Source organism: Geodermatophilus sp. SYSU D00525, from assembly GCF_054050475.1.
Genome location: NZ_JBJGZK010000010.1, coordinates 76,273 through 94,448, shown reverse-complemented (window position 1 = coordinate 94,448; position 18,176 = coordinate 76,273). Strand labels below are relative to the sequence as shown.

19 protein-coding genes and 1 other RNA gene are annotated in these 18,176 nt (G+C 75.2%); 4 read left to right on the top strand and 16 right to left on the bottom strand.

Features of this window, described 5'->3' with window-relative positions; translation table 11 throughout:
- Positions 1-75: 75 nt before the first annotated feature.
- From ACI796_RS11145 to ACI796_RS11135, 3 genes are all read right to left on the bottom strand, one after another.
- Positions 76-1,254, bottom strand: a complete 1,179-nt coding sequence (locus ACI796_RS11145; protein WP_456941292.1) for an anti-sigma factor RsbA family regulatory protein — start codon at positions 1,252-1,254, stop codon at positions 76-78.
- Entirely contained in the window at positions 1,251-2,099 is an 849-nt protein-coding gene (locus ACI796_RS11140) for an MEDS domain-containing protein (RefSeq protein WP_456941291.1), read from the bottom strand. The genes ACI796_RS11145 and ACI796_RS11140 overlap by 4 nt, the downstream gene beginning before the upstream one ends.
- Positions 2,100-2,174: 75 nt before the next feature.
- Complete coding sequence (locus ACI796_RS11135; protein WP_456941290.1) at positions 2,175-2,795, bottom strand: antibiotic biosynthesis monooxygenase; 621 nt, start codon at positions 2,793-2,795, stop codon at positions 2,175-2,177.
- Positions 2,796-3,140: 345 nt separating this feature from the next.
- Here ACI796_RS11135 and ACI796_RS11130 point away from each other — a divergent pair, with 345 nt between their 5' ends.
- The 4 genes from ACI796_RS11130 (at position 3,141) to ACI796_RS11115 (ending at position 6,478) form a co-directional block, all read left to right on the top strand.
- Positions 3,141-3,620: a hypothetical protein gene (locus tag ACI796_RS11130; RefSeq protein WP_456941289.1), complete on the top strand. Its 480-nt coding sequence runs from the start codon at positions 3,141-3,143 to the stop codon at positions 3,618-3,620.
- 104 nt (positions 3,621-3,724) lie between these two features.
- The gene (locus ACI796_RS11125; RefSeq protein WP_456941288.1) at positions 3,725-5,128 is read left to right on the top strand and encodes an MFS transporter; all 1,404 of its coding nucleotides are present in this window, start codon (positions 3,725-3,727) and stop codon (positions 5,126-5,128) included.
- A 52-nt stretch (positions 5,129-5,180) separates the two neighbouring features.
- Positions 5,181-5,930, top strand: coding sequence for a hypothetical protein (locus tag ACI796_RS11120; RefSeq protein WP_456941287.1), 750 nt, complete (start codon positions 5,181-5,183; stop codon positions 5,928-5,930).
- A 47-nt stretch (positions 5,931-5,977) separates the two neighbouring features.
- The gene (locus ACI796_RS11115) at positions 5,978-6,478 is read left to right on the top strand and encodes a methyltransferase family protein (protein ID WP_456941286.1); all 501 of its coding nucleotides are present in this window, start codon (positions 5,978-5,980) and stop codon (positions 6,476-6,478) included.
- A gap of 113 nt (positions 6,479-6,591) precedes the next feature.
- Here ACI796_RS11115 and ssrA read toward each other — a convergent pair.
- From ssrA to ACI796_RS11050, 13 genes are all read right to left on the bottom strand, one after another.
- Positions 6,592-6,967, bottom strand: a transfer-messenger RNA (tmRNA) gene (gene ssrA / locus ACI796_RS11110).
- An 88-nt stretch (positions 6,968-7,055) separates the two neighbouring features.
- Entirely contained in the window at positions 7,056-8,198 is a 1,143-nt protein-coding gene (locus ACI796_RS11105) for a magnesium and cobalt transport protein CorA (RefSeq protein WP_456941285.1), read from the bottom strand.
- 342 nt (positions 8,199-8,540) lie between these two features.
- Positions 8,541-10,145 carry an SLC13 family permease gene (locus tag ACI796_RS11100; RefSeq protein ID WP_456941284.1) on the bottom strand — a complete coding sequence of 535 codons (1,605 nt, stop codon included), beginning with the start codon at positions 10,143-10,145 and terminating at the stop codon, positions 8,541-8,543.
- Positions 10,146-10,194: 49 nt separating this feature from the next.
- Positions 10,195-10,728 carry a carboxymuconolactone decarboxylase family protein gene (locus ACI796_RS11095; protein ID WP_456941283.1) on the bottom strand — a complete coding sequence of 178 codons (534 nt, stop codon included), beginning with the start codon at positions 10,726-10,728 and terminating at the stop codon, positions 10,195-10,197.
- On the bottom strand, positions 10,725-11,603 hold the full coding sequence (locus tag ACI796_RS11090) for an SCO6745 family protein (RefSeq protein ID WP_456941282.1): 879 nt from the start codon (positions 11,601-11,603) through the stop codon (positions 10,725-10,727). Before ACI796_RS11090 ends, ACI796_RS11095 begins: the two co-directional genes overlap by 4 nt.
- Before the next feature lie 10 nt (positions 11,604-11,613).
- On the bottom strand, positions 11,614-12,057 hold the full coding sequence (locus tag ACI796_RS11085) for a GNAT family N-acetyltransferase (protein ID WP_456941281.1): 444 nt from the start codon (positions 12,055-12,057) through the stop codon (positions 11,614-11,616).
- Entirely contained in the window at positions 12,054-13,070 is a 1,017-nt protein-coding gene (locus ACI796_RS11080; protein WP_456941280.1) for a GNAT family N-acetyltransferase, read from the bottom strand. Before ACI796_RS11080 ends, ACI796_RS11085 begins: the two co-directional genes overlap by 4 nt.
- An 11-nt stretch (positions 13,071-13,081) precedes the next feature.
- The gene (locus ACI796_RS11075) at positions 13,082-13,486 is read right to left on the bottom strand and encodes a VOC family protein (RefSeq protein ID WP_456941279.1); all 405 of its coding nucleotides are present in this window, start codon (positions 13,484-13,486) and stop codon (positions 13,082-13,084) included.
- On the bottom strand, positions 13,483-14,379 hold the full coding sequence (locus ACI796_RS11070) for an amidohydrolase family protein (RefSeq protein WP_456941278.1): 897 nt from the start codon (positions 14,377-14,379) through the stop codon (positions 13,483-13,485). Before ACI796_RS11070 ends, ACI796_RS11075 begins: the two co-directional genes overlap by 4 nt.
- Positions 14,380-14,413: 34 nt before the next feature.
- Positions 14,414-15,577, bottom strand: coding sequence for a serine hydrolase domain-containing protein (locus ACI796_RS11065; protein WP_456941277.1), 1,164 nt, complete (start codon positions 15,575-15,577; stop codon positions 14,414-14,416).
- Between the two features lie 75 nt (positions 15,578-15,652).
- Entirely contained in the window at positions 15,653-16,576 is a 924-nt protein-coding gene (locus ACI796_RS11060) for an NADP-dependent oxidoreductase (RefSeq protein ID WP_456941276.1), read from the bottom strand.
- Between the two features lie 24 nt (positions 16,577-16,600).
- On the bottom strand, positions 16,601-17,077 hold the full coding sequence (gene smpB, locus ACI796_RS11055) for an SsrA-binding protein SmpB (RefSeq protein WP_456888337.1): 477 nt from the start codon (positions 17,075-17,077) through the stop codon (positions 16,601-16,603).
- A gap of 9 nt (positions 17,078-17,086) precedes the next feature.
- Positions 17,087-18,106, bottom strand: a complete 1,020-nt coding sequence (locus tag ACI796_RS11050; protein WP_456941275.1) for a hypothetical protein — start codon at positions 18,104-18,106, stop codon at positions 17,087-17,089.
- Positions 18,107-18,176: the final 70 nt, after the last annotated feature.

Sequence of the window (18,176 nt, the reverse complement as noted above, 5' to 3'; positions counted from 1 at the left end):
CGCCCCGAACGTAGGGCGGCTCCCCCGGCACCCACCAGGGTCCTTGTCCTCGGAGGACGCACGGGAGGGACGCCGCTAGCCGAGGCCGTGGTGGTCCACCAGGAGCCCGCACCGGCGGCACCGCTCCTCGGGAGGGACGTCGGACCAGGAGCGGTCCCCGACCGGGTCGAGTCGGTCGGCGGGCACGCTCCCGCAGAACGACGAGCCGTCGCCGTCGACGGCGTGGACGGCGCCCGGACCGCGGGGTTCCCCGCGCGCGGTGCCGGGACGCAGGACCGGGACGCCCCCGGCCTCCGGCGCGGGGGCGGGCGGCCGGCCGGTGCGGAGCCGGACGGTGCAGCCGTCGGTGGTGAGGAGCGCGACGTCGACCTCGGCGAGCCGGCAGCTGAGCCACAGGCCGAGCCCGGCGCCGGCCGCGCTGTCGGGGGCGGGGACCAGACCGGTGAGGGGGTCGGCGGGCCCGGGGCCGGTGTCGTGCACGTGCACGACGACGCGGCCGTCCCCGGTCCAGGCCCGGACGGTGGTGGGCGGCCGGCCGTACAGCTGCGCGTTGACGACGGCCTCGGACAGCGCGAACAGCAGCTCGTCGAGCGCCGTGGCGCCGACCAGGTCCTGCACGGCGTCGCGGACGCGGCGCCGGGTCTGCTTCAGCGAGACGTCGGTCAGGTCGACGACCGGCGCCGTCCGCTCCAGCGGGTCGACGGCCGGCGGCAGCCCCTCGAACTCGGCGACGTCCTGGTAACGCGGGCTGGCGCCGGCGCCGCCGTCCGGGGTGACCAGGCGGGGGTGGGTGCGGCCGACGACCTCGCGCACGGCGTCCGGCACGGTGGTGGCGTCGTACAGGCAGCGGCTCCACACCGGGTAGTCCTGCCAGACGACGTTGACCGCCGACTCGTACCGGTCCCAGCCCTCGAACCGCCCGCCGTTGCCCTCGTGCGGGACGTCGCCGGCGATCCGGACCTGCCCCGCGCCGGCGGCCACGTGCCGCTCGAACTGCTGGCGGTACGCCTCGATGGCGCGCGCGGGCGAGGCGTAGAGGCTCGCGTCCTCGATGAAGGTGACCCCGTCCGGCCGGGGCAGCGCCGCCCGGAGCAGGTCGCACTTGCGGCTGTCGTACCCGATGACCACCGGCTCGCCGACGGTGGTGCCCTGGGTCACGAAGGGCACGATGAGCGCCAGGAACTCGTCGTCCGACGAGTAGAAGCCGGCCTCGTGGAAGTTGCCGGTCCGGCCCCGTGCGGCACCCGTTCTCATGACTCCGCTCCCACGTCTGCGAGCCGCAGGTAGGACGCCGGCAACAGGTCCAGCAGCCGGGCCGCGAACGGCGGGGTCGATCTGATGGTCAGACGTACCCCGGTCCGGCGGACGTAGTCGTCGAGGGTCCGCAGCAACCGGTGGTCGACGTACTCGACGTCGCCCATGTCGACGACCAGCGTCCCGGTGTCGGCTCCCGCCCCCAGGCGGGCCAGCACCCGCCCGAGCGCGGTGACGGCGACCGGGTCGGTCTCCCCGGTGAGGCCGAGCGCGCCGTCGGTGCGGGCGGAGACCCCCAGGGCCGGCTGCCCGGACGGATCGGGGGCGTGCAGTGCGGCGAACTCGGTCACGAGGTCGATCCCGAGGTCGGTCGAGAAGCCGCACAGGGCCGACATCGGGTGGTCGGCCATGTAGCGCCCCACGAGGAACTCGTACCGGGCGAAGGCGTCCCGCTGGTGCGGGGGGCGGAGCAGCTCAGAACCCTCCGCGCTGACCCGCAGCCCCCGGAAGCCGTCGGCCAGGGCCCGCTCGGTCGCCGCCGCCCAGTGCCGTACCACCTCGCCGGCCCGCACCGGACCGCCGGATCCGTACACGTCACCGAGCGTCAGGACCTGGAGGCTGCCGCCACGCTGCAGCCGTTCGAGGTCCCCGAGCCCGGCGAGGTCCTCCGCCGCTCCCTCGGGGGACCCGGAGGCGACGTAGACCACGCGTAGGCCGTCGCGCAGGCCCTCGGCGAAGAAGGCGACGACGCGGCGGCGGTACTCCGCGACGTCGTCGTGGAGGACGCAGAGGTGACCTCGTGCACCACGGCTCCGGACGGAGCCGGCGTGACCCGATCCGGGCACGGGTCCACGCTACGCCGCACGACCCCGCCCGGCCTCCCGGCCGGGGCCCTCGCTCGGGCCCGCGCGGCAGGCCGCTCAGACGGTCTCGGGTACCCGCAGGTGGGCGAGGACGAGCTCCATCTCGGCGACGTCGACCACCTCCCGGCCCATCGCACGGACGGACTCCTCGCGGAGGGACCGGGCCTGTTCCCGGGAGGCCTCGAGCGCGTCGCGGTCGTCGAAGGTGACGGTGCCCACCGCCAGGTCGCTGTCGTGGTCGACCAGGAGGCTGAGGCTGCAGAAGCCCGGCATCTGCTCGATCCGCGGCATCGTCGTCGAGCGGTAGACCTCGAGTGCCCGGTCGATGCCCGCGAGGTCCCCGCGCGTCCAGGTCAGCCGCGCCCAGGCGCCGTCGTGGGTCTCGTGCGCGCGGTGCAGGACCGCGATCTGCCACTCCCGGACCTCCGGCTCACCGCCGAACACCCCGACCAGTTGCACGCGCATCGGGCGCACCTGCGCGGCGCTGGAGCGCATGGCCCGTTCGTCCTCCCAGGCGGAGGTGACGATGCAGCGGCCGGCGTCCCGGTCGACGAGCATCGAGAGGCCGACGAAACCGTCCACGTGCCGTATCACGGGCAGCACCTCGTTGCGCGTGTAGGTGATGCCGGCGTCGACGCGCTCCGGGTTGCCGCGGATGGTGGTGGTCCGGGCGTACATGCCACCGCTCCTCTCTCGAGCAGGCGGCGGTGCCCCTGCGGCATCGCCGCGCGGCCCACTGTCCCCGCCTCCCGCCGCGCACGACAGAGCCGAGCGTCCCGCCCGGCGGGCCCCTGGCCGTCGACGGGGCCCGCGACAGCCGTGCGACGGAGCCCCTCCCGTCCTGCCCACGCGGCACGGTCGCCGACGACCGGCTCGGCTCTGCCGGCCTGGAGGACGTGATCCGCCCCGTGGTGGCGGCCCCCGCGGCCGTCCCCCCGGAGCCGGGGGCGGCTCTCCCTCCCCCGGAGCCCCTCGTGGTGCGAGCATGACGCCGGCTGCGCCGGTAGCGCACAGGGAGATCCCATGGTAGATCCCGAGGTCCTCGAGCCCCTGGTCCTGACCGCGATCGAGGACTACTTCCGCCTCCTCCAGGCGCACGTGCCCGCGGAGGAGATGCTGGCGGAGGTCCTGACGGAGGACTTCGAGACGGGGTTCGTCGGCGGCCGTGTGTGGCGCGGGCCGGACGGGCTGGCCGACTTCCTCGCCTCCCGGTCGGTGTTCTTCGACGAGTCCCACGAGGTCCTGCAGGTGATGGACGCCCGGCGTACCTCCGAGGACGAGCTGACGGCACGGACCCGGCTGCGCTTCTTCCTGCGCCGCCGGCTCCCCGAGGCCGCAGTGAGCGAGGAGTTCACCGGGCAGGCCTTCCACACGTGGCGGTTCCGCCGGGACGCGGCCCCCGGACGCTGGCGGGTGAGCGCCCAGATGGTCGACGGCTTCGCCCTCCTCGACGACAACGCGGCCGCCCTGTTCTCCGCGCCCGCGGAGGGCCTGCGCACGTGACGCCGCCCCGGCGGTCCTGACCGGGCGCGGCCGCGGTCGAGGTCGTTGTCGCCCGCGCCTCCGCGCTGCGACACTGGCCGGGCGCGACGAGGGGGCGGTCGTTCATGACGACACCCGGGACCCTGCGGCGGACGCTGCCGTTCCTGCCCGTGGCCGGGGCGCTGTTCTGCATCCAGCTGGACTTCTTCTCGCTCGCCCTGGCGCTCCCGACCATCGCGACCGACCTCGGGTCGACCACGACGGACCTGCAGTGGCTGCTGAGCGGTTACATGATCGCCCTGGGGTCGCTGCTGATCCCGGCCGGACGATCGGGTGACGTGCTGGGACGGCGTCGCGTGCTGCTGCTCGGCACCACCGTGTTCGCGCTGACGTCGCTGGTGTGCGGGCTCACCTCGGCGGTCCCGGTGCTGATCGCCGCCCGCGTGGCGCAGGGCCTCGGCGCCGCGATGATCATGCCGACGGCGCTGGCGCTGGTGACCAACGCGACGACCGAGGGCGAGCGGCCGCGGGTCACCGGCACCCTGCTGGGCATCGCCGGCGTCGGGACGGCGCTGGGCCCGGTCGTCGGCGGCGTGCTGGCCTCGGAGGTCAGCTGGCGGTGGGTGTTCCTGCTCAACGTCCCCATCGCCGCGCTGGCGTTCTGGGGGGTCCGGCGACTGCCCGAGTCCCGCGACGAGACCGGGCCCCGCACGCTCCGGCAGCTGGACTGGTGGGGCGTGGTCTCGGTGGTCGGGGGGCTCGCCCTCGTCAGCGTCGCCATCGACGACGTCGGCGCCGAGGGCTGGGCGAGCCCGGTCACGATCGTGCCGCTGGTGGCCGGCTCCGCGCTGCTCGCGGTGTTCGCGGTGGTGGAGACGCGGGTCCCGGCACCCCTGGTGCGCCCGTCGCTGGTGCGCGACCGGGTGTTCGTGGTGCTCACCGTCGCCGGCACCATCGCCAACATCGGGGCCTGCGTGTTCATCGTCCTCGCGACCCTCGAGCTGCAGGACGTCCGGGGGCTGTCCGCGGCCGCCGCGGGACTGGTCTTCCTCGCCTCCTCGGTCGGGCTGGCGTCGTGCGGGCCCCTGGCCGGGCCGCTCTCCGTGCACTTCCCGGCGGGGATCGTCATGGGGGTGGCCGTCCTGCTGGCCGCGCCGGCGCTGGTGCTGCTGGCCGTGGCCGGCCCGCTGCCGCTCTACGTCGTCGCGCTCGCGCTCTGCGGCGTCACCACCGGCATGGGCTTCTCCCTCGGCCAGGTCGCCGTGCAGAACGTCCTGCCGCCCGCGCGCTCCGCGGAGGGCACGAGCGTGCTCCTCACCGTCCTCATCAGCGTCGGCGGCGTCGGCGTGGTGGCCGCCACGGCCGTCGTGGAGGCCACCGGGGACGGCCGGGCCACGAGCGGCGGCATCGAGCTCGTCCTCGGCGTCCTCGCCGCCGTGCTGCTCGTGACCGGGATCGTCACGCTCGTCACCGAGTCGCGGAGGCTCCTCGCGGCGCGAGCGACCGGTCGCACCCCGCTCCCGACGTAGCGCCGGCCGCGCCGGGCCGCGGCACGGACCCGAACCCCCTCGAGGAGCGCAGATGTCCGTTCCCGACGCCGTCGCACCGCCGGACCCCCAGCACGGGCCGGCCGCCGTCGCCCCGAGGACGCCGCCCTCGTCCCGCGCGCGACCGCCGTCGTACCGCGACACCGCGGCAGACCTGCCCCGCCAGCTGGCGAACGCCGTCGTCGACCTGCCGCTCTGCCTGGTCGCCCCGCTGTTCCGGCGCCGGCACCGCACGTGGGGGGCCCGTCCCGAGGAGGTCGCGGCGCCGATGCCCGGGGACGACCTGCTCCCCCGCGCCCAGTACGTCGCCACCCGGGCGATCACCGTCTCCGCCCCTCCGGAGGAGGTGTGGCCGTGGCTGGTGCAGGTGGGGTACCGGCGCGGCGGCTGGTACGCCGACGACCTGCTCGACGACTTCGCGCTCCCCAGCGCCCGGGACGTCGTCCCCGAGCTGCAGGACATCCACGTCGGCCAGCGGCTGGCGATGGTCCCGCGGCCGTCGGAGCGGACGGCGTTCGTCGTCGACGGCTTCGTCGCCCCGGAGTGGCTGCTGTGGCGGACCCCGAACCGGACCTTCGCCTGGCGCCTGGTGCCGCTCCCCGGCGGACGGACGAGGCTGGTCACCCGGCTGGCCACCGTCTACGAGTGGTCGCGGCCGCTGGTCCTGGGCACGGTCGTGCTGATGGAGTTCGGGGACTACCCGATGATGCGGCGCATGCTGCGCGGGATCCGGAAGCGGGCGGAGGCCAGGCACCGGCGCCTGGCACGGGAGTCGCACCGGTAGGGCGGCGGACCCGGCAGCGCACCGGGCGCCGTGGCCACCCTCGGCCGGTGGATCGCGTGCGGGTCCGGGCACGGGCCGGCACGCTCGTGTTCCTCGTGCTCACACCGGGCGTGGTGGCCGGGCTGGTCCCGGGGCTGATCACCGGCTGGCGGATCCCGTGGACGGGCGCCTGGGTCTGGCCGGTCGCGATCGTGGCGGCCGTCGCCGTCCTCGGCGGGGTCGTCGTGCTGCTCGACGCCTTCGCCCGTTTCGCGCGTGCCGACGGGACCCCCGCGCCACCGGTGCCGACCGCGCGTCTCGTCGTCGTGGGGCCGTACCGGCACGTGCGCAACCCCATGTACCTGGCGGTGCTGGCGATCGTCCTCGGGCAGGCACTGCTGTTCGGGAGCTGGGGTGCCCTGCTCCACGCGGGCGTCGTGCTCCTCGCGGTGGTGGCGTTCGTGCGGGGCTACGAGGAGCTGACCCGGGAGCTCCAGTACGGCGACCAGTACCGGGAGTACCGGCGGAACGTCCGGGGGTGGATCCCGCGGCTGCGGCCCTGGAGCTGACGGGCGGAAGGAGGTCTCCAGCCCGCGGACGGCGGAGAGCCGGGGGGCACGACTGTTCGCCGTGTCCCCCGGCTCTCCGCCGGCAGCGGGCCCCGGCATCGGCCGGGACCCAGGGGTGGAGGTGGCGGGAATCGAACCCGCGTCCTGCGACGCATCACCAGGGCTTCTCCGAGCGCAGTCCGCTGCGCCTCTGCTCGACCCTCCCGATCTCACGGACGAGACGGGATGACGGGCCCAGTCGCTGTGAGGTGTCCCGTGCGCGCCCGCGACCGGCACGCACGGTGAGTCATCTAGCTGATGCCAGACACCGGGCCGATGACGGAACCCGGGCTGACAGCGTCACACTCGCTGATCAGGCAGCGAGGGCGTACGCGCGCTGACTCTTGTCGGCGCTTGTGTGTTTTCCGACGCGTGGTTAACGAGCTCATCGTCGGCTTCCTCGGCTCGCTTCCCCTGGTCACCCGACCGCAGTCGAGACCATTCACCCCCTGTGTAGTTGTGCACCCATCGTAACCGGCCTGGCCACCGGGTTGTTCCCCGACGCCACGGGACGTCGACCACCGGGTGGCGCCGGTCGTCAGATCCAGTCGCGGCGCTTGAAGACGGCGTACAGCGTCAGGCTCACGCCCAGCATCAGCACCAGCGCGAACGGGTAGCCCAGGTGCCACGACAGCTCGGGCATGTCGTCGAAGTTCATCCCGTAGACCGTGCCCACCAGCGTCGGCGCGAACAGGATGGCCGCCCACGCGGAGATCTTCTTGACCTCCTCGCCCTGCGCGATCGAGGCCTCGGTCAGCTCGCGGATCTCGTCGTTCTGCCGCTGCGCCACCAGGGTCGCGTTCACGGTGAGGATGTCGCGCAGCTGCAGCCGGAACGCCTCGATGCGCTCGTTGACCTGCGTGACGTGGTCGGCGACGTCGCGCAGGTAGCTGCGCAGCTCCTCGTCGACGCCGTACTTGTCGAACCCGGCGGTGATCGCGGCGAGGATCCCGGTCAGCGGCTGGGCGGCCCGCTGGAACTCCAGGACCTCCTGCGACAGCTCGTAGATGCGCCGCGAGACCCCGGGGTCCCCGCGGAAGACCTCGGTCTCGATCTCGTCGATGTCGTTGGCGAGGCCCGCGACGACCGGCGAGTACCCGTCGACGACGGCGTCGAGGATCGCGTACAGCACCGCCTCGCTGCCCTTGGCCAGCAGCGCCGGCTCGCTCTCCAGCCGCCGCCGGACGCGGGCCAGGTCCGGCGACTCGGCGTGCCGGACGGTGATCGCGAACTGCCGGCCGAGGAACAGGTGCAGCTCGCCGAACTCGACCTCCTCGGCCGCGTCCAGGTACCGCGCGGCCTTGAGGACGACGAACAGCGTGTCGCCGTAGCGCTCGAACTTGGGCCGCTGGTGGGCCTGGATGGCGTCCTCGACGGCGAGCTCGGGCAGGTCGTACTGCTCGGCGAGCTCCCCCAGCTCCGCGGGCTCGGGCCGGTACAGGCCCAGCCACACCAGCCGGTCCTCGAAGCCCTCGGTCAGCCAGTCGTGGCTCTCCTCCGCCGACGGCGGGGTGGCGATGCGCCGGCCGCTCGCGTAGACGGCGTTGTCGACCAGGCGCGACTGGCGCTCGGGCCGGGGCGGCGCCGGCGGCGGGGACGGCACCGGCCGCAGGACCTGCGGCCGCGGACGGCGGCCGAGGGTGGACAGGGCGGTGAGGGGCGCGAGGCGACGGTCGGCCATGACGGGCTCCCGGGGGACGCTGGGCGGCGGGACTCAGCGGAGGCCCTCCACGCAGCACCGCCCCGGCGCGCGCGGCACGACCGGGAGCTAGGCGGGGAGGGCCTCGGGACTGGGACTGGGGGGCTCGCTGCGCACGGCTCGCCCTCCCTCCCGTCGACCGGTGCCCGGCATCGCTCGGGCCGTCGTCCATCGTGACACGTGCCCGCGCGGGAGTGCTCGCCGGAGAGGGAGACTTCCCTCTCCGTTCACCCGTCGGACGTCGAGGACCCGGACGTCGAGGACCCGGACGTCGAGGACCCGGACGTCGAGGACCCGGACGTCGAGGACCCGGACGTCGAGGACTCAGACGTTGAGGACGAGGTCCACCATCACCGGCAGCAGGACCACGATCAGCAGGGCGCCCAGGACGTCGAAGGAGATGCCCGAGCGGATCATCTTGGTGATCGGCACGACGCCGGAGCCGTAGACGATGGCGTTCTGCGGCGTCGACACCGGCAGCATGAACCCGAAGGACGCCGCGAAGGTCGCCGCCAGGGCGGGCACGAACGGGTTGATGCTCGCCGCCACGGCCACCGGGATGATGATCGGCACGACGACCGCGGCCGAGGCGGTGTTCGACGTCGTCTCGCTGATGACGATCGCCAGGATCACCGCGAAGACCGTGATGGCGAACGTGCTGGTCAGGCCGAGCCAGTCGGCGGAGCTGTTCCCGATGGTCTCGGCCAGGCCGGTGTCGGCGAGCAGCGAGCCGAAGATGATCCCGGTGCCGAACAGCAGGATCGTGCCCCAGTCGATCTTCGCGGCGTCGGACCAGTTGAGGGTGAACTCCCGCCGCTTCCAGTCGGTGGGCAGCAGGAACAGCAGCGACGCCCCGAGGACGGCGATGACGCCCTCGTCCATCCGGTCGCTGATCGTCGTGTAGAGGTCGGACTCCGTGCCGGCGGTCAACGCGATGACGCCGGGGAAGATCCAGCACGCGACGGTGATGCCGAAGGCGGTCAGCGTGTTCTTCTCCGCCCGCGAGACGGGGCCGAGCTGCGCGCGCTCCTGCTGCACGTACTCGTGCACGCCCTCGATCCGCTTGATCTCCGGCCGGTTGAGCAGCAGCAGGACCGCGGCCAGCGCGACGAACATGAGCGCGCAGATCGGCAGCGCCATGAGCATCCAGTCGAGGAACCCGATCCGCTCCCCCGTCGCCTCCTCGATCAGCCCGCGGCCGATCAGGTTCGGCGGCGTGCCGACCGGGGTGATCAGCCCGCCGACGCTCGCGCCGTAGGCCAGCATGAGCATCAGCGCGACGCCGACCCGCAGCCGCAGCGGGTCGAAGTCCGGCCGGACCAGACCCTTGTCCTGCATGAGCTTGGCGATCACGGAGAGGATGCCGATCGCCGTGGGCAGCAGCATCGCCACGGTGGCGGTGTTGGAGACGAACGCCGACAGCAGCGCCGTGATCAACCCGAACGCGATGATCACCCGCGCGGTCGAGGCGCCGACCCACTGCATCGACAGGATCGCCATCGCGAACCGCCGCGCGACGCCGTGCTTGAGCATGGCGGCGGCCAGGATGAACGCGCCGATGAAGGTGAACACCGTCGTCGAGCCGAGCGGCGCCACCGCGTCGTCGGCCGGCACCACCCCGAGGACGACGATCGCGCCGACGCCGATGAGGCCGCCCACCGGGATGGGCACCGGCTCGGTGATCCACAGGACGATGACGCCCAGCAGGATCGCGGCGAGCATGTGCTGGTCACGGGGCAGGTCCAGCGGCAGCAGCGCGAAGACGATCGTCACGACCGGGGCGAGGAACAGCCCGACGGTCCGGCGGCCCTTCTCGAAGCGCTCCTCGGCGGGGCTGAGCTGCTGCTCGCCCAGGCTGCGGTAGGTCGCCGTGCCGCGGAAGGCGGCGTCGACGTCGGTGCGCTGCGGAGGACGGTCGGTCGTGGTCATGGCAGCTCCCCGGTGGTGTGACCTGGAGCACACGATAGGGAGCAACGGGTCAGCCGGGAACCTCCCCGTCCGGTGGGGGCACCTGCAGCGCGACCAGGAAGCGGGCGACCATCGCGTAGCCGCCCACCAGCGCGGTGAGCTCGACGACCCCGCGGTCGTCGAGGTGCGCGCGCACCGCGGCGAACACCGGGTCGGGGACGGTGACGGCGCGGGCCGAGGCGTCGGTGAAGGCCAGCACGGCGGCCTGCGCCGGCGTCCACACCGGCTCGGCGGTGGCGTCGTCGGCGCGCAGCACGCGCAGGTGCAGGTCGGTGAGCCCGGCACGGCGGGCGATCGGCTCGTGCGCGGCCCACTCGAACTCCGCGCCGGCGAGCACGGCGATCCGCAGGACCACCAGTTCCCGCAGGTCGGCGGGGAGCGTGGTGGCGCCCCGCAGCGCGCCGAGCAGCGCGTTCCAGCCCTCGGCCACCGGCGGGCTGTGCAGCAGCAGCCGGTCGAGGGTGGAGAGGTCGCCGCCGCGCCGGGCGCGCAGCAGGTCCGCCGTCGGCCCCTCGCCGGGCGCCTCGGGCAGCCGCGGGGTCACCGGCCGGCGAAGACGCCGGAGGGGTAGGCGCCGTTGGCGACGAGCGTGGCCGACAGCCGCTTGCCGAGCTCGACCACCCGCGCCGTCCGCTCCGGGCCCAGGTGCGCCCACGGCGTGGTCCCCAGGGCGTCGGTCTCGGCCTCGAGGTCGGCGCGCAGCCGCTGCCCGGCCTCGGTGAGGCGGTCGCCGCCGAGCAGGCCGCGGCCGGCCAGCCGCGCGGCCGCGGCGGCCCAGTCCTCGTCGCTCCAGCCGCGGGTGGCCTTCGCCGACGCGGGCAGGAAGCCGCGACCGGTGGCGGTGTGGGTGACCAGCGCCTCCAGGCCCGACAGGCCGTGGCGGACCAGGACGGCGACGTGCCCGTCGCCGCGCCACTCGCGCAGCAGCGACGCGGCGTGCCAGAGCCGGGTGACCGGGTCCTCCGGCCAGGGCAGGTCGGCGTGGCCGGCGTACAGCGGCCGCCCCTGCGCGGGGAGCACCGAGCAGGCGTCGGCGAGCAGGTCGCCGAGCTCGGTGACCTCCGGGGCGGCCGCGGCCTCCTCGCCGCCGAGCAGCCGGGTCAGCGAGGCGCGGGCGGAGGCGAACCGGGTCTCCACCACCTGCGCGGGCGAGGCCAGCGTCCAGGCCCGCGGGATGTGGCGGGCCACGATGGCCGGGGAGAAGTTGGAGAAGGTCGCCGTCACCACGCCCGGGCCGACGGCGCCCATCGGGGCCGCGCGGCCGGCGAAGTAGACCATCCGCCCGGGCCGCAGGCCGATCGCCGTCAGGTGCTGCTCCGTCTCCGGCACGAAGTACACGTGGTTGTGCAGCGGCTCGACGGCGCGGTGCGCACGGCCGACGAGGGCGGGGTCCAGGACGGGCTGATCGGCGGTGACCATGCGGGCGACCCTAGCGAGCGGCCCGGGCCGCCCGGCGGTAGAGCAGGTAGTCGCCGTCCTCCCCCGCCGGCGCGAAGCCCGCGGTCTCGTAGAGGGCGCGGGCCGGGTTGTCCCGGTGCACGCCGAGCCGCACCTCGGCCAGGCCGGCGGCCGCGGCGTCGGCGGCGCAGGCCTCGAGCAGCCGCCGCCCGTGGCCGCGCCGGCGGAACGGCGGCAGCACCTGCACGGTCACCACCAGCGCGGCCCCGTCGTCCGGGGTCCACATGACGAACCCGGCGGGCTCTCCCTCCACCTCGAGCACGGTGGTGCGGGCCAGGTTGGCCCGCCACAGCGCCCGGTTGCGGTCCAGCGCGGCGGTCCAGGCCGCCTCCTGGGCCGGCTCGACGTCCCGGACGTACGCCCGCTCGGCCGCCTCGACCAGCGGCAGGTCCGCCTCCCGCGCCGGGCGCGTCACCCGGCGACCGGCGGGACCGGGAACGCCCAGGCGTGGTGGGTGCGGGTGACCCGGAAGCCGACCCGCTCGTAGAGCGCGAACGCGCCGGTCGTGTTCTCGGTGTCGACGTCGAGACGGGCGGCGCGGCAGCCGCCGGCCGCGGCGCCGGCCAGCGCGGCGGCGATGGCCGTGCCCGCCACGCCGCGCCCGCGGGCGCCGGGCAGCACGCCGATCTGGCCGAGGTGGACGGTGGGGATCCCGGTGGCGCGGGTGTCGGCCTCGTACACGTACGCGAGGACGTACCCGGCGACGGCGCCGTCGCCGTCCAGCGCGAGCACCGAGAGGTCGGGCCGGAACGCCCGCACGCCGGTGAACCAGGTGCGCCAGGCGGTCTCGTCGCGCTCGGTGGAGCCGTGGTGCTCGGTGAACGCGGCGTTGTGCGCGCGGCGCACCTCGTCGTCACGGTCCCAGGTGAAGGGCACCAGCTCGATCCCGGCGGGCGGGACGGCGGCGGGCAGCGCGTCGAGCGGGCGCTCCATGGTGGCGAACAGCCGCTCGACCGCGAAGCCCCGGCGCTGCAGCAGCCGCTCGAGCGAGGTCATCGCGGGCCAGGCGCTGACGACGAGCCGGCCGGGCAGCCCGGGCGGCGCGAACGCCGCGTGCTGTGCGGTGCCGCGGCGCACCTGCCAGTCGACCAGCGCCCGGCCGATGCCGCGCCCGCGCCAGTCCGGGTGCACCCGGCCCTCGGCCCAGACGCGCAGCGCCTCGCGGCCGCCGCGCTGGGAGATCGACGTCGCCCAGGCCACCAGCCGCCCGTCCCCGGTGACCACGGCCCGGCCGTCGGAGGGCAGGTCGACCAGCTCCCGGCCCCACCACTCGGCCAGGTCGCCGGTGTCCTCGTGCTCGCCGGTGTCGTCGACGGCCTCGGCGGCCGCGAGCAGGTCGGCCGCGGCGGGGGCGTCGTCGAGGGTGAGCGGGCGGGCGGTCAGCCCGCCGGGCAGGCCGGTCACGTCGGCGGCGAGCACGTCGGTCACGGGCGGTCAGGCTAGGCGGGCTCCCCCGGCGCGGGCGAGCGGGTTTCCACGTGGGTGAACAGGCAGAAGGGGTGGCCGGCGGGGTCGGCGTAGATCCGCACGAGCTCGTCCGGGTCGTCGTAGCCGCCGATGCGCCGGGCGCCGGCCTCCTCGGCGAGCGCGCAGGCCGCGTCGAGGTCGTCGACCTCCAGGTCGAGGTGGACCTGCATCTGCTGGGTGCCCGGCTCCGGCGGCCAGACCGGCGGGACGTGGTCGCGCTCGAGCTGGAAGGACAGCCCGGTGCCGCCGTCGTCCGGGCGCAGCGTGGCCCACTCGGGCCCGTCGTCGCGGATCGGCCAGCCGAGCAGCCGCTGGTAGAAGCGGGCCAGCCCGCGCGGGTCCGGGGTGCCGAGGACGGGGGCGGTCAGCCGGATCACCGGGCACCGATCCCGAACAGCCGGGCGCCGTTGTCGTGCAGCACCGCGCGCAGCCAGTCGTCGCCGAGGTCGAGCCGGGCCAGCGCGGCCAGCTGCTCGGCGTAGGGGTACGGGATGGACGGGAAGTCGCTGCCGAGCAGCACCTTGTCCCGCAGCGCGGCCAGCCGCGGCAGGTCGACGCGGTCGAAGGGCATGAGCCGCTCGGTGAAGGCGGTGGCGAACATCGTGGTGTCCAGGTGCACCCGCTCGTACGCCTCGGCGAGGTCGAGGAAGTCCCGGTACTCGGGCATGCCGAGGTGCGCGATCACCAGCTGCAGCCGCGGGTGGCGCTCGAGCAGGCCGGCCGCGGGCCCGGGGCCGGTGTGCTCGCCGCGCAACGGACCGGAGCCGCAGTGGATGACGACCGGGGTGCCGGTCTCCTCCAGCCGCGCCCACACCGGGTCCAGCAGCGGGTCGCGCGGGTCGAACGCGCCGACCTGCACGTGCACCTTGAACACCCGCACCCCGCGGTCGAGCGCCTCGGCGACGTAGTACGGCGCCTCGGGCTCCGGGAAGAACGTGGCCGAGCGCAGCACCTGCGGGTGGGCGTCGGCGAAGTCCGAGGACCAGTCGTTGAGCCAGGCGGCCATCCCGGGCTTGTGCGGGTACGGCAGCGTGGGGAAGGCGCGGACGCCGAGCCGGTCCAGGACGGCGAGCCGCTCGTCCTCGGGCAGCGCGTAGGCCACCGGCCACCCGGTGCCGTAGTGCGTCTCCGCCGCCTCGAAGTACGACCACACCTTGGCCTGCACCCGCGGCGGCAGGAAGTGCACGTGGACGTCGACCAGGCCGGGCAGTCCCAGCTCGCGCCAGAACCGCGGGACGTCGTCGTCGTCGACCGGGGGATCGCAGCTCACCCGAGCGAACGTAGCGCCGGCCCGGGGACCGGGCTCACCGGTGCGGTCCGACGGCGGCGCAGGTGGCCAGCTCGAACACCGCGCGCAGCCGCGGGAACAGGTCCGGCGCGCTGTCCGGCGTGAGCTGCCCGGTGACCGAGACGGTGACCGTCCGGGCGCCGTCGGCGGTGGCGGCGGCGAACTGGGTGTAGCCGGCGGTGTTGCCGGTGTGCCCGAAGACGGTGCCGCAGCGGGTGTCGTACCGGAACAGCCCGAGGCCCGCGGCGTTCTCCCCCGGTCCGGGCGGCTCCGACGACCCCGGGCGGAAGGTGGACTGCTCGGCCCGGGTCGCCGGGTCGGTGAACGCGCCGCGGACGTCGGCGCCGACGAACCGGGCGAGGTCGGCCGGGGTGGACACGACCCCGCCCGAGGCCCACGACCAGCCCGCCGCGATCGCCGTGCTCACGTCCTCGGGCGGCTGCTCGGAGACGTCGTAGCCGTGCAGGTACGGGCTCGGCAGGTCCGGGCCGACGGGGAGGCCCGTGGCGGTCAGGCCGGCGGGCCGCAGCACCAGCGCGGCCAGCACCTCGGCGTAGGGGCGGCCGGTCCCCGCCTCGACCACGAGGCCGGCCAGGACGTTGTCGGAGTTCGAGTACCGGTACTCCGTGCCGGGGGCGAACAGCAGCGGCTCGTCCTCGACGTACGAGAGGAGCTCCCGGGGCGGGGGTGGGTCCTGCAGCGACGCCAGCAGCGCGTCCACGAAGGCCTCGCTCCGGCTGAAGTCCGGGAGGCCGCTGGTGTGCCCGAGCAGCTGGCGCAGGGTCAGCGCCTGCCAGGCCGGGGGCAGGTCGTGCCGCCAGGTGCCGACGGGCTCGTCCAGGGAGAGGACGCCGCGGGACACCAGGGCCAGCACCGTGGCGGCGTTGTACGCCTTGGCCACGCTGGCGACCCGCATGGCGTCCCCGGCCGCGGGCGGGCGCCCGGTGGCGAGGTCGGCGACGCCGGCGGTGAGGACGTCGAGGTCCCCGCCGCGGCCCAGCGTCACGACGGCCCCGGGCGGGCCGCCGGGCTGCTGGACCAGGTCGGTCAGCGCGGCCCGCAGCGCCCCGGCGTGCGGCGCCGGCGCGGGATCGGCGACCGCCGTCGCCGGCACACCGGCCAGCGCCACCGCCGTGACCAGCGGGACCAGCAGGGACAGCGCACGCCGCGACCCGGGCATGCGGGCAGGCTGCTCCGCGTCCGCGCCACCCCGGTAGGCCGCCGCCCGGGGAGCCGGCCGCCACGCCGGGTGCACTCAGCGGAGCGTGACGACGACCTTCCCGCGGACGTGCCCGCCGGCCACCAGGTCGTGGGCCTCGGCGGTGCGCTCGAGCGGGAACGCCCGGGCGATCGACACCCGCAGCTGACCGGCGTCGGCCATCCGGCCGAGCTCCTCGAGGTCGTGCCGCTCCGGCCGGACGAACACGTACCGCCCGCCCATCTCGTTCACCGCCGGGTCGACGACGCCGGCGATCCGGGCGACGTCACGCACCTGCTTGGGGGCGTCGGTGAGCGCGTCGCCGCCGTTGAGGTCGAGGACGGCGTCGACCGGCTCCGACAGCTGCGCGCTGATCGGCCCGGCCGAGTAGTCGAGCACCTCGGCGGCGCCGGCGTCGCGGAGGAAGCCGTGGTTGCGCGGGCTGGCGGTGCCGATGACGTGCGCGCCGAGCGCGACGGCGATCTGGACGGCGAAGAAGCCGACCCCGCCCGCCGCGCGGTGCACCAGGACCCGGTCCCCCTCGCCGACGTCGAGCGTCTCGGTGAGCGCCTGGTAGGCGGTCAGCCCGGCCAGCGGCAGCGCCCCCGCCTCGGCGAACGACAGCGACTCCGGCTTGCGCGCCACGCAGCGCTGCGGCGCGGGCACCAGGTCGGCGGCGGTCCCCCACTGCACGTCGTCGCGGCGCAGGTAGCCGAACACCTCGTCCCCGGGGGCGAGGTCGTGCACCGCGGGCCCGACCGCCTCGACGGTGCCGGCGAGGTCCCATCCCGGCACGATCGGGAAGTGGTGCGGGAAGGCCCCGGCCAGGTGCCCCTCGCGGATGGCGACGTCGACCGGGTTGACCCCGGCGGCGTGCGTGCGGACGAGCACCGTGTCCGGCCCGACCGGGGGCTCGGGCAGGTCGTCGCGCAGGGTCAGGACCTCGGACCCGCCGAACCGGTCGTACGCGACGCCCCTCAACGCATTCCCCTCATGCCTGCCCGATCACCTGCGTCCCTTCACGTAGCGGCCGAACGCCCGCTGGATCTCCCGCCGCGAGTCGCGCTCGGCGAGGTCCTGGCGCTTGTCGTAGGACTTCTTGCCCTTGGCCAGCGCGAGCGTGGCCTTGACCTTCCCGTCCTTGAAGTACAGGTCCAGCGGCACGAGCGTCAGGCCACCCTCGCGGGTCTTGCCGATCAGCTTGTCGATCTCCTCGCGGTGCATGAGCACCTTGCGCTTGCGGCGCGGGGCGTGGTTGGTCCAGGTCCCCTGCGTGTACTCGGGGATGTGCACGTGCTGGAGCCACACCTCGCCGTCGTCGACGGTGGCGAAGCCGTCGACCAGCGACGCCCGGCCGGCGCGGAGGCTCTTCACCTCGGTGCCGGTGAGCACCAGGCCGACCTCGTAGGTGTCGAGGATCGAGTAGTCGTGCCGCGCCTTCTTGTTCTGGGCGATGAGCTTGCGCCCCTGTTCACGCGGCATGTCCCCAGGTTACTGCCGGTGCCCGGCCGCGGTGATCTCCCGCCGGAGCTGCGCGTACGTGGGCGCCTGCACCGGCAGGAACGCCACCTCGCGCACCCGCCGCGCGGTGTCGCTGGCGGCGAGGTAGCCCTGCCCACCGCTGACGGCCGACTCCAGCCGCACCGCCTCGGCGGCGAGGTCGAGGGCGGCCAGCCGCAGCCGCGCCAGGTCGCCGGGGCCCACGCCCACCCGGTCGCCGGCGAGGTCCTCCAGCCGCCGGGCGGCGTCGTCGCGGCGCTCGGACAGCGCGTCGGCGTCGGCCCGCAGCACGCCGGGGACGTGCTCGGCCGCCGCGTCCAGCGCGGCGTCGGCGACGCCGAGGGCCAGGGAGGTCTGCAGCAGCAGCATCGCCGGCCGGCACACCGCCACGAAGGAGGACAGGTCGTCGCTGAGCACCTGTCCCGGCCCGACGGCGACGCCGTCGAGGTGCAGCCCACCGGTGCCGGTGCCGTTGAGGCCGAGCAGGTGGAAGTGCCCGGTCGGCGTCACGCCGGGGTCGGTCAGCCGGAACAGCACGACGACGCGGCCCTCGTCCGGGGTGCGCGCGGGGGTCACGACGACGGCGTCGTCGAAGAGGTTGGACGCCCAGCCGACGGTGCCCGACAGCCGCCAGCCGGCGCCGTCGCGGGTGGCGGTGAGCGGCAGCGTGCCGGTGCCGGCGAGGTCGGCGACCGCCGGGGCGAGCGCGGTGGCCCCCGGGACGGTGCCCGCCCGCAGCCCCGCGACCAGCTCGGGCTGCGGCTGCGGCGGCGGGCAGCAGCGCAGGTACTCGAGGACCATCCGCTGCGACCAGGCGGCGAAGGCGGTGGCCAGCGACACCGACGCGAGCTCCCGGACCATCCGCACCGAGGCCAGCAGCGCCTCGGTCGGGTCGTCGTCGTCCCGCTCGAACGCGCCGATCGCGCCCAGCCGCCGCAGCGCCGGCCGCACGTCGGCCCGCCCGGTGTCGACGTCCCCGGCCCGCCCCAGCGCCTCGCCCGTCGTCGTCATGCCCGGTCCCTACCCCCGAGCGGCCCCTCACGCGCGAGATCCCGCGATCTCGTCCGCTCCGGCTCCGCCG

Coding starts and splice junctions, on each gene's coding strand:
- ACI796_RS11100 (WP_456941284.1), bottom strand. CDS start 10,145: ATGACCACGACCGACCGTCCTCCGCAGCGCACCGACGTCGACGCCGCC.
- ACI796_RS11105 (WP_456941285.1), bottom strand. CDS start 8,198: ATGGCCGACCGTCGCCTCGCGCCCCTCACCGCCCTGTCCACCCTCGGC.
- ACI796_RS11050 (WP_456941275.1), bottom strand. CDS start 18,106: ATGACGACGACGGGCGAGGCGCTGGGGCGGGCCGGGGACGTCGACACC.
- ACI796_RS11135 (WP_456941290.1), bottom strand. CDS start 2,795: ATGTACGCCCGGACCACCACCATCCGCGGCAACCCGGAGCGCGTCGAC.
- ACI796_RS11120 (WP_456941287.1), top strand. CDS start 5,181: ATGTCCGTTCCCGACGCCGTCGCACCGCCGGACCCCCAGCACGGGCCG.
- ACI796_RS11065 (WP_456941277.1), bottom strand. CDS start 15,577: ATGCCCGGGTCGCGGCGTGCGCTGTCCCTGCTGGTCCCGCTGGTCACG.
- ACI796_RS11145 (WP_456941292.1), bottom strand. CDS start 1,254: ATGAGAACGGGTGCCGCACGGGGCCGGACCGGCAACTTCCACGAGGCC.
- smpB (WP_456888337.1), bottom strand. CDS start 17,077: ATGCCGCGTGAACAGGGGCGCAAGCTCATCGCCCAGAACAAGAAGGCG.
- ACI796_RS11090 (WP_456941282.1), bottom strand. CDS start 11,603: ATGGTCACCGCCGATCAGCCCGTCCTGGACCCCGCCCTCGTCGGCCGT.
- ACI796_RS11125 (WP_456941288.1), top strand. CDS start 3,725: ATGACGACACCCGGGACCCTGCGGCGGACGCTGCCGTTCCTGCCCGTG.
- ACI796_RS11130 (WP_456941289.1), top strand. CDS start 3,141: ATGGTAGATCCCGAGGTCCTCGAGCCCCTGGTCCTGACCGCGATCGAG.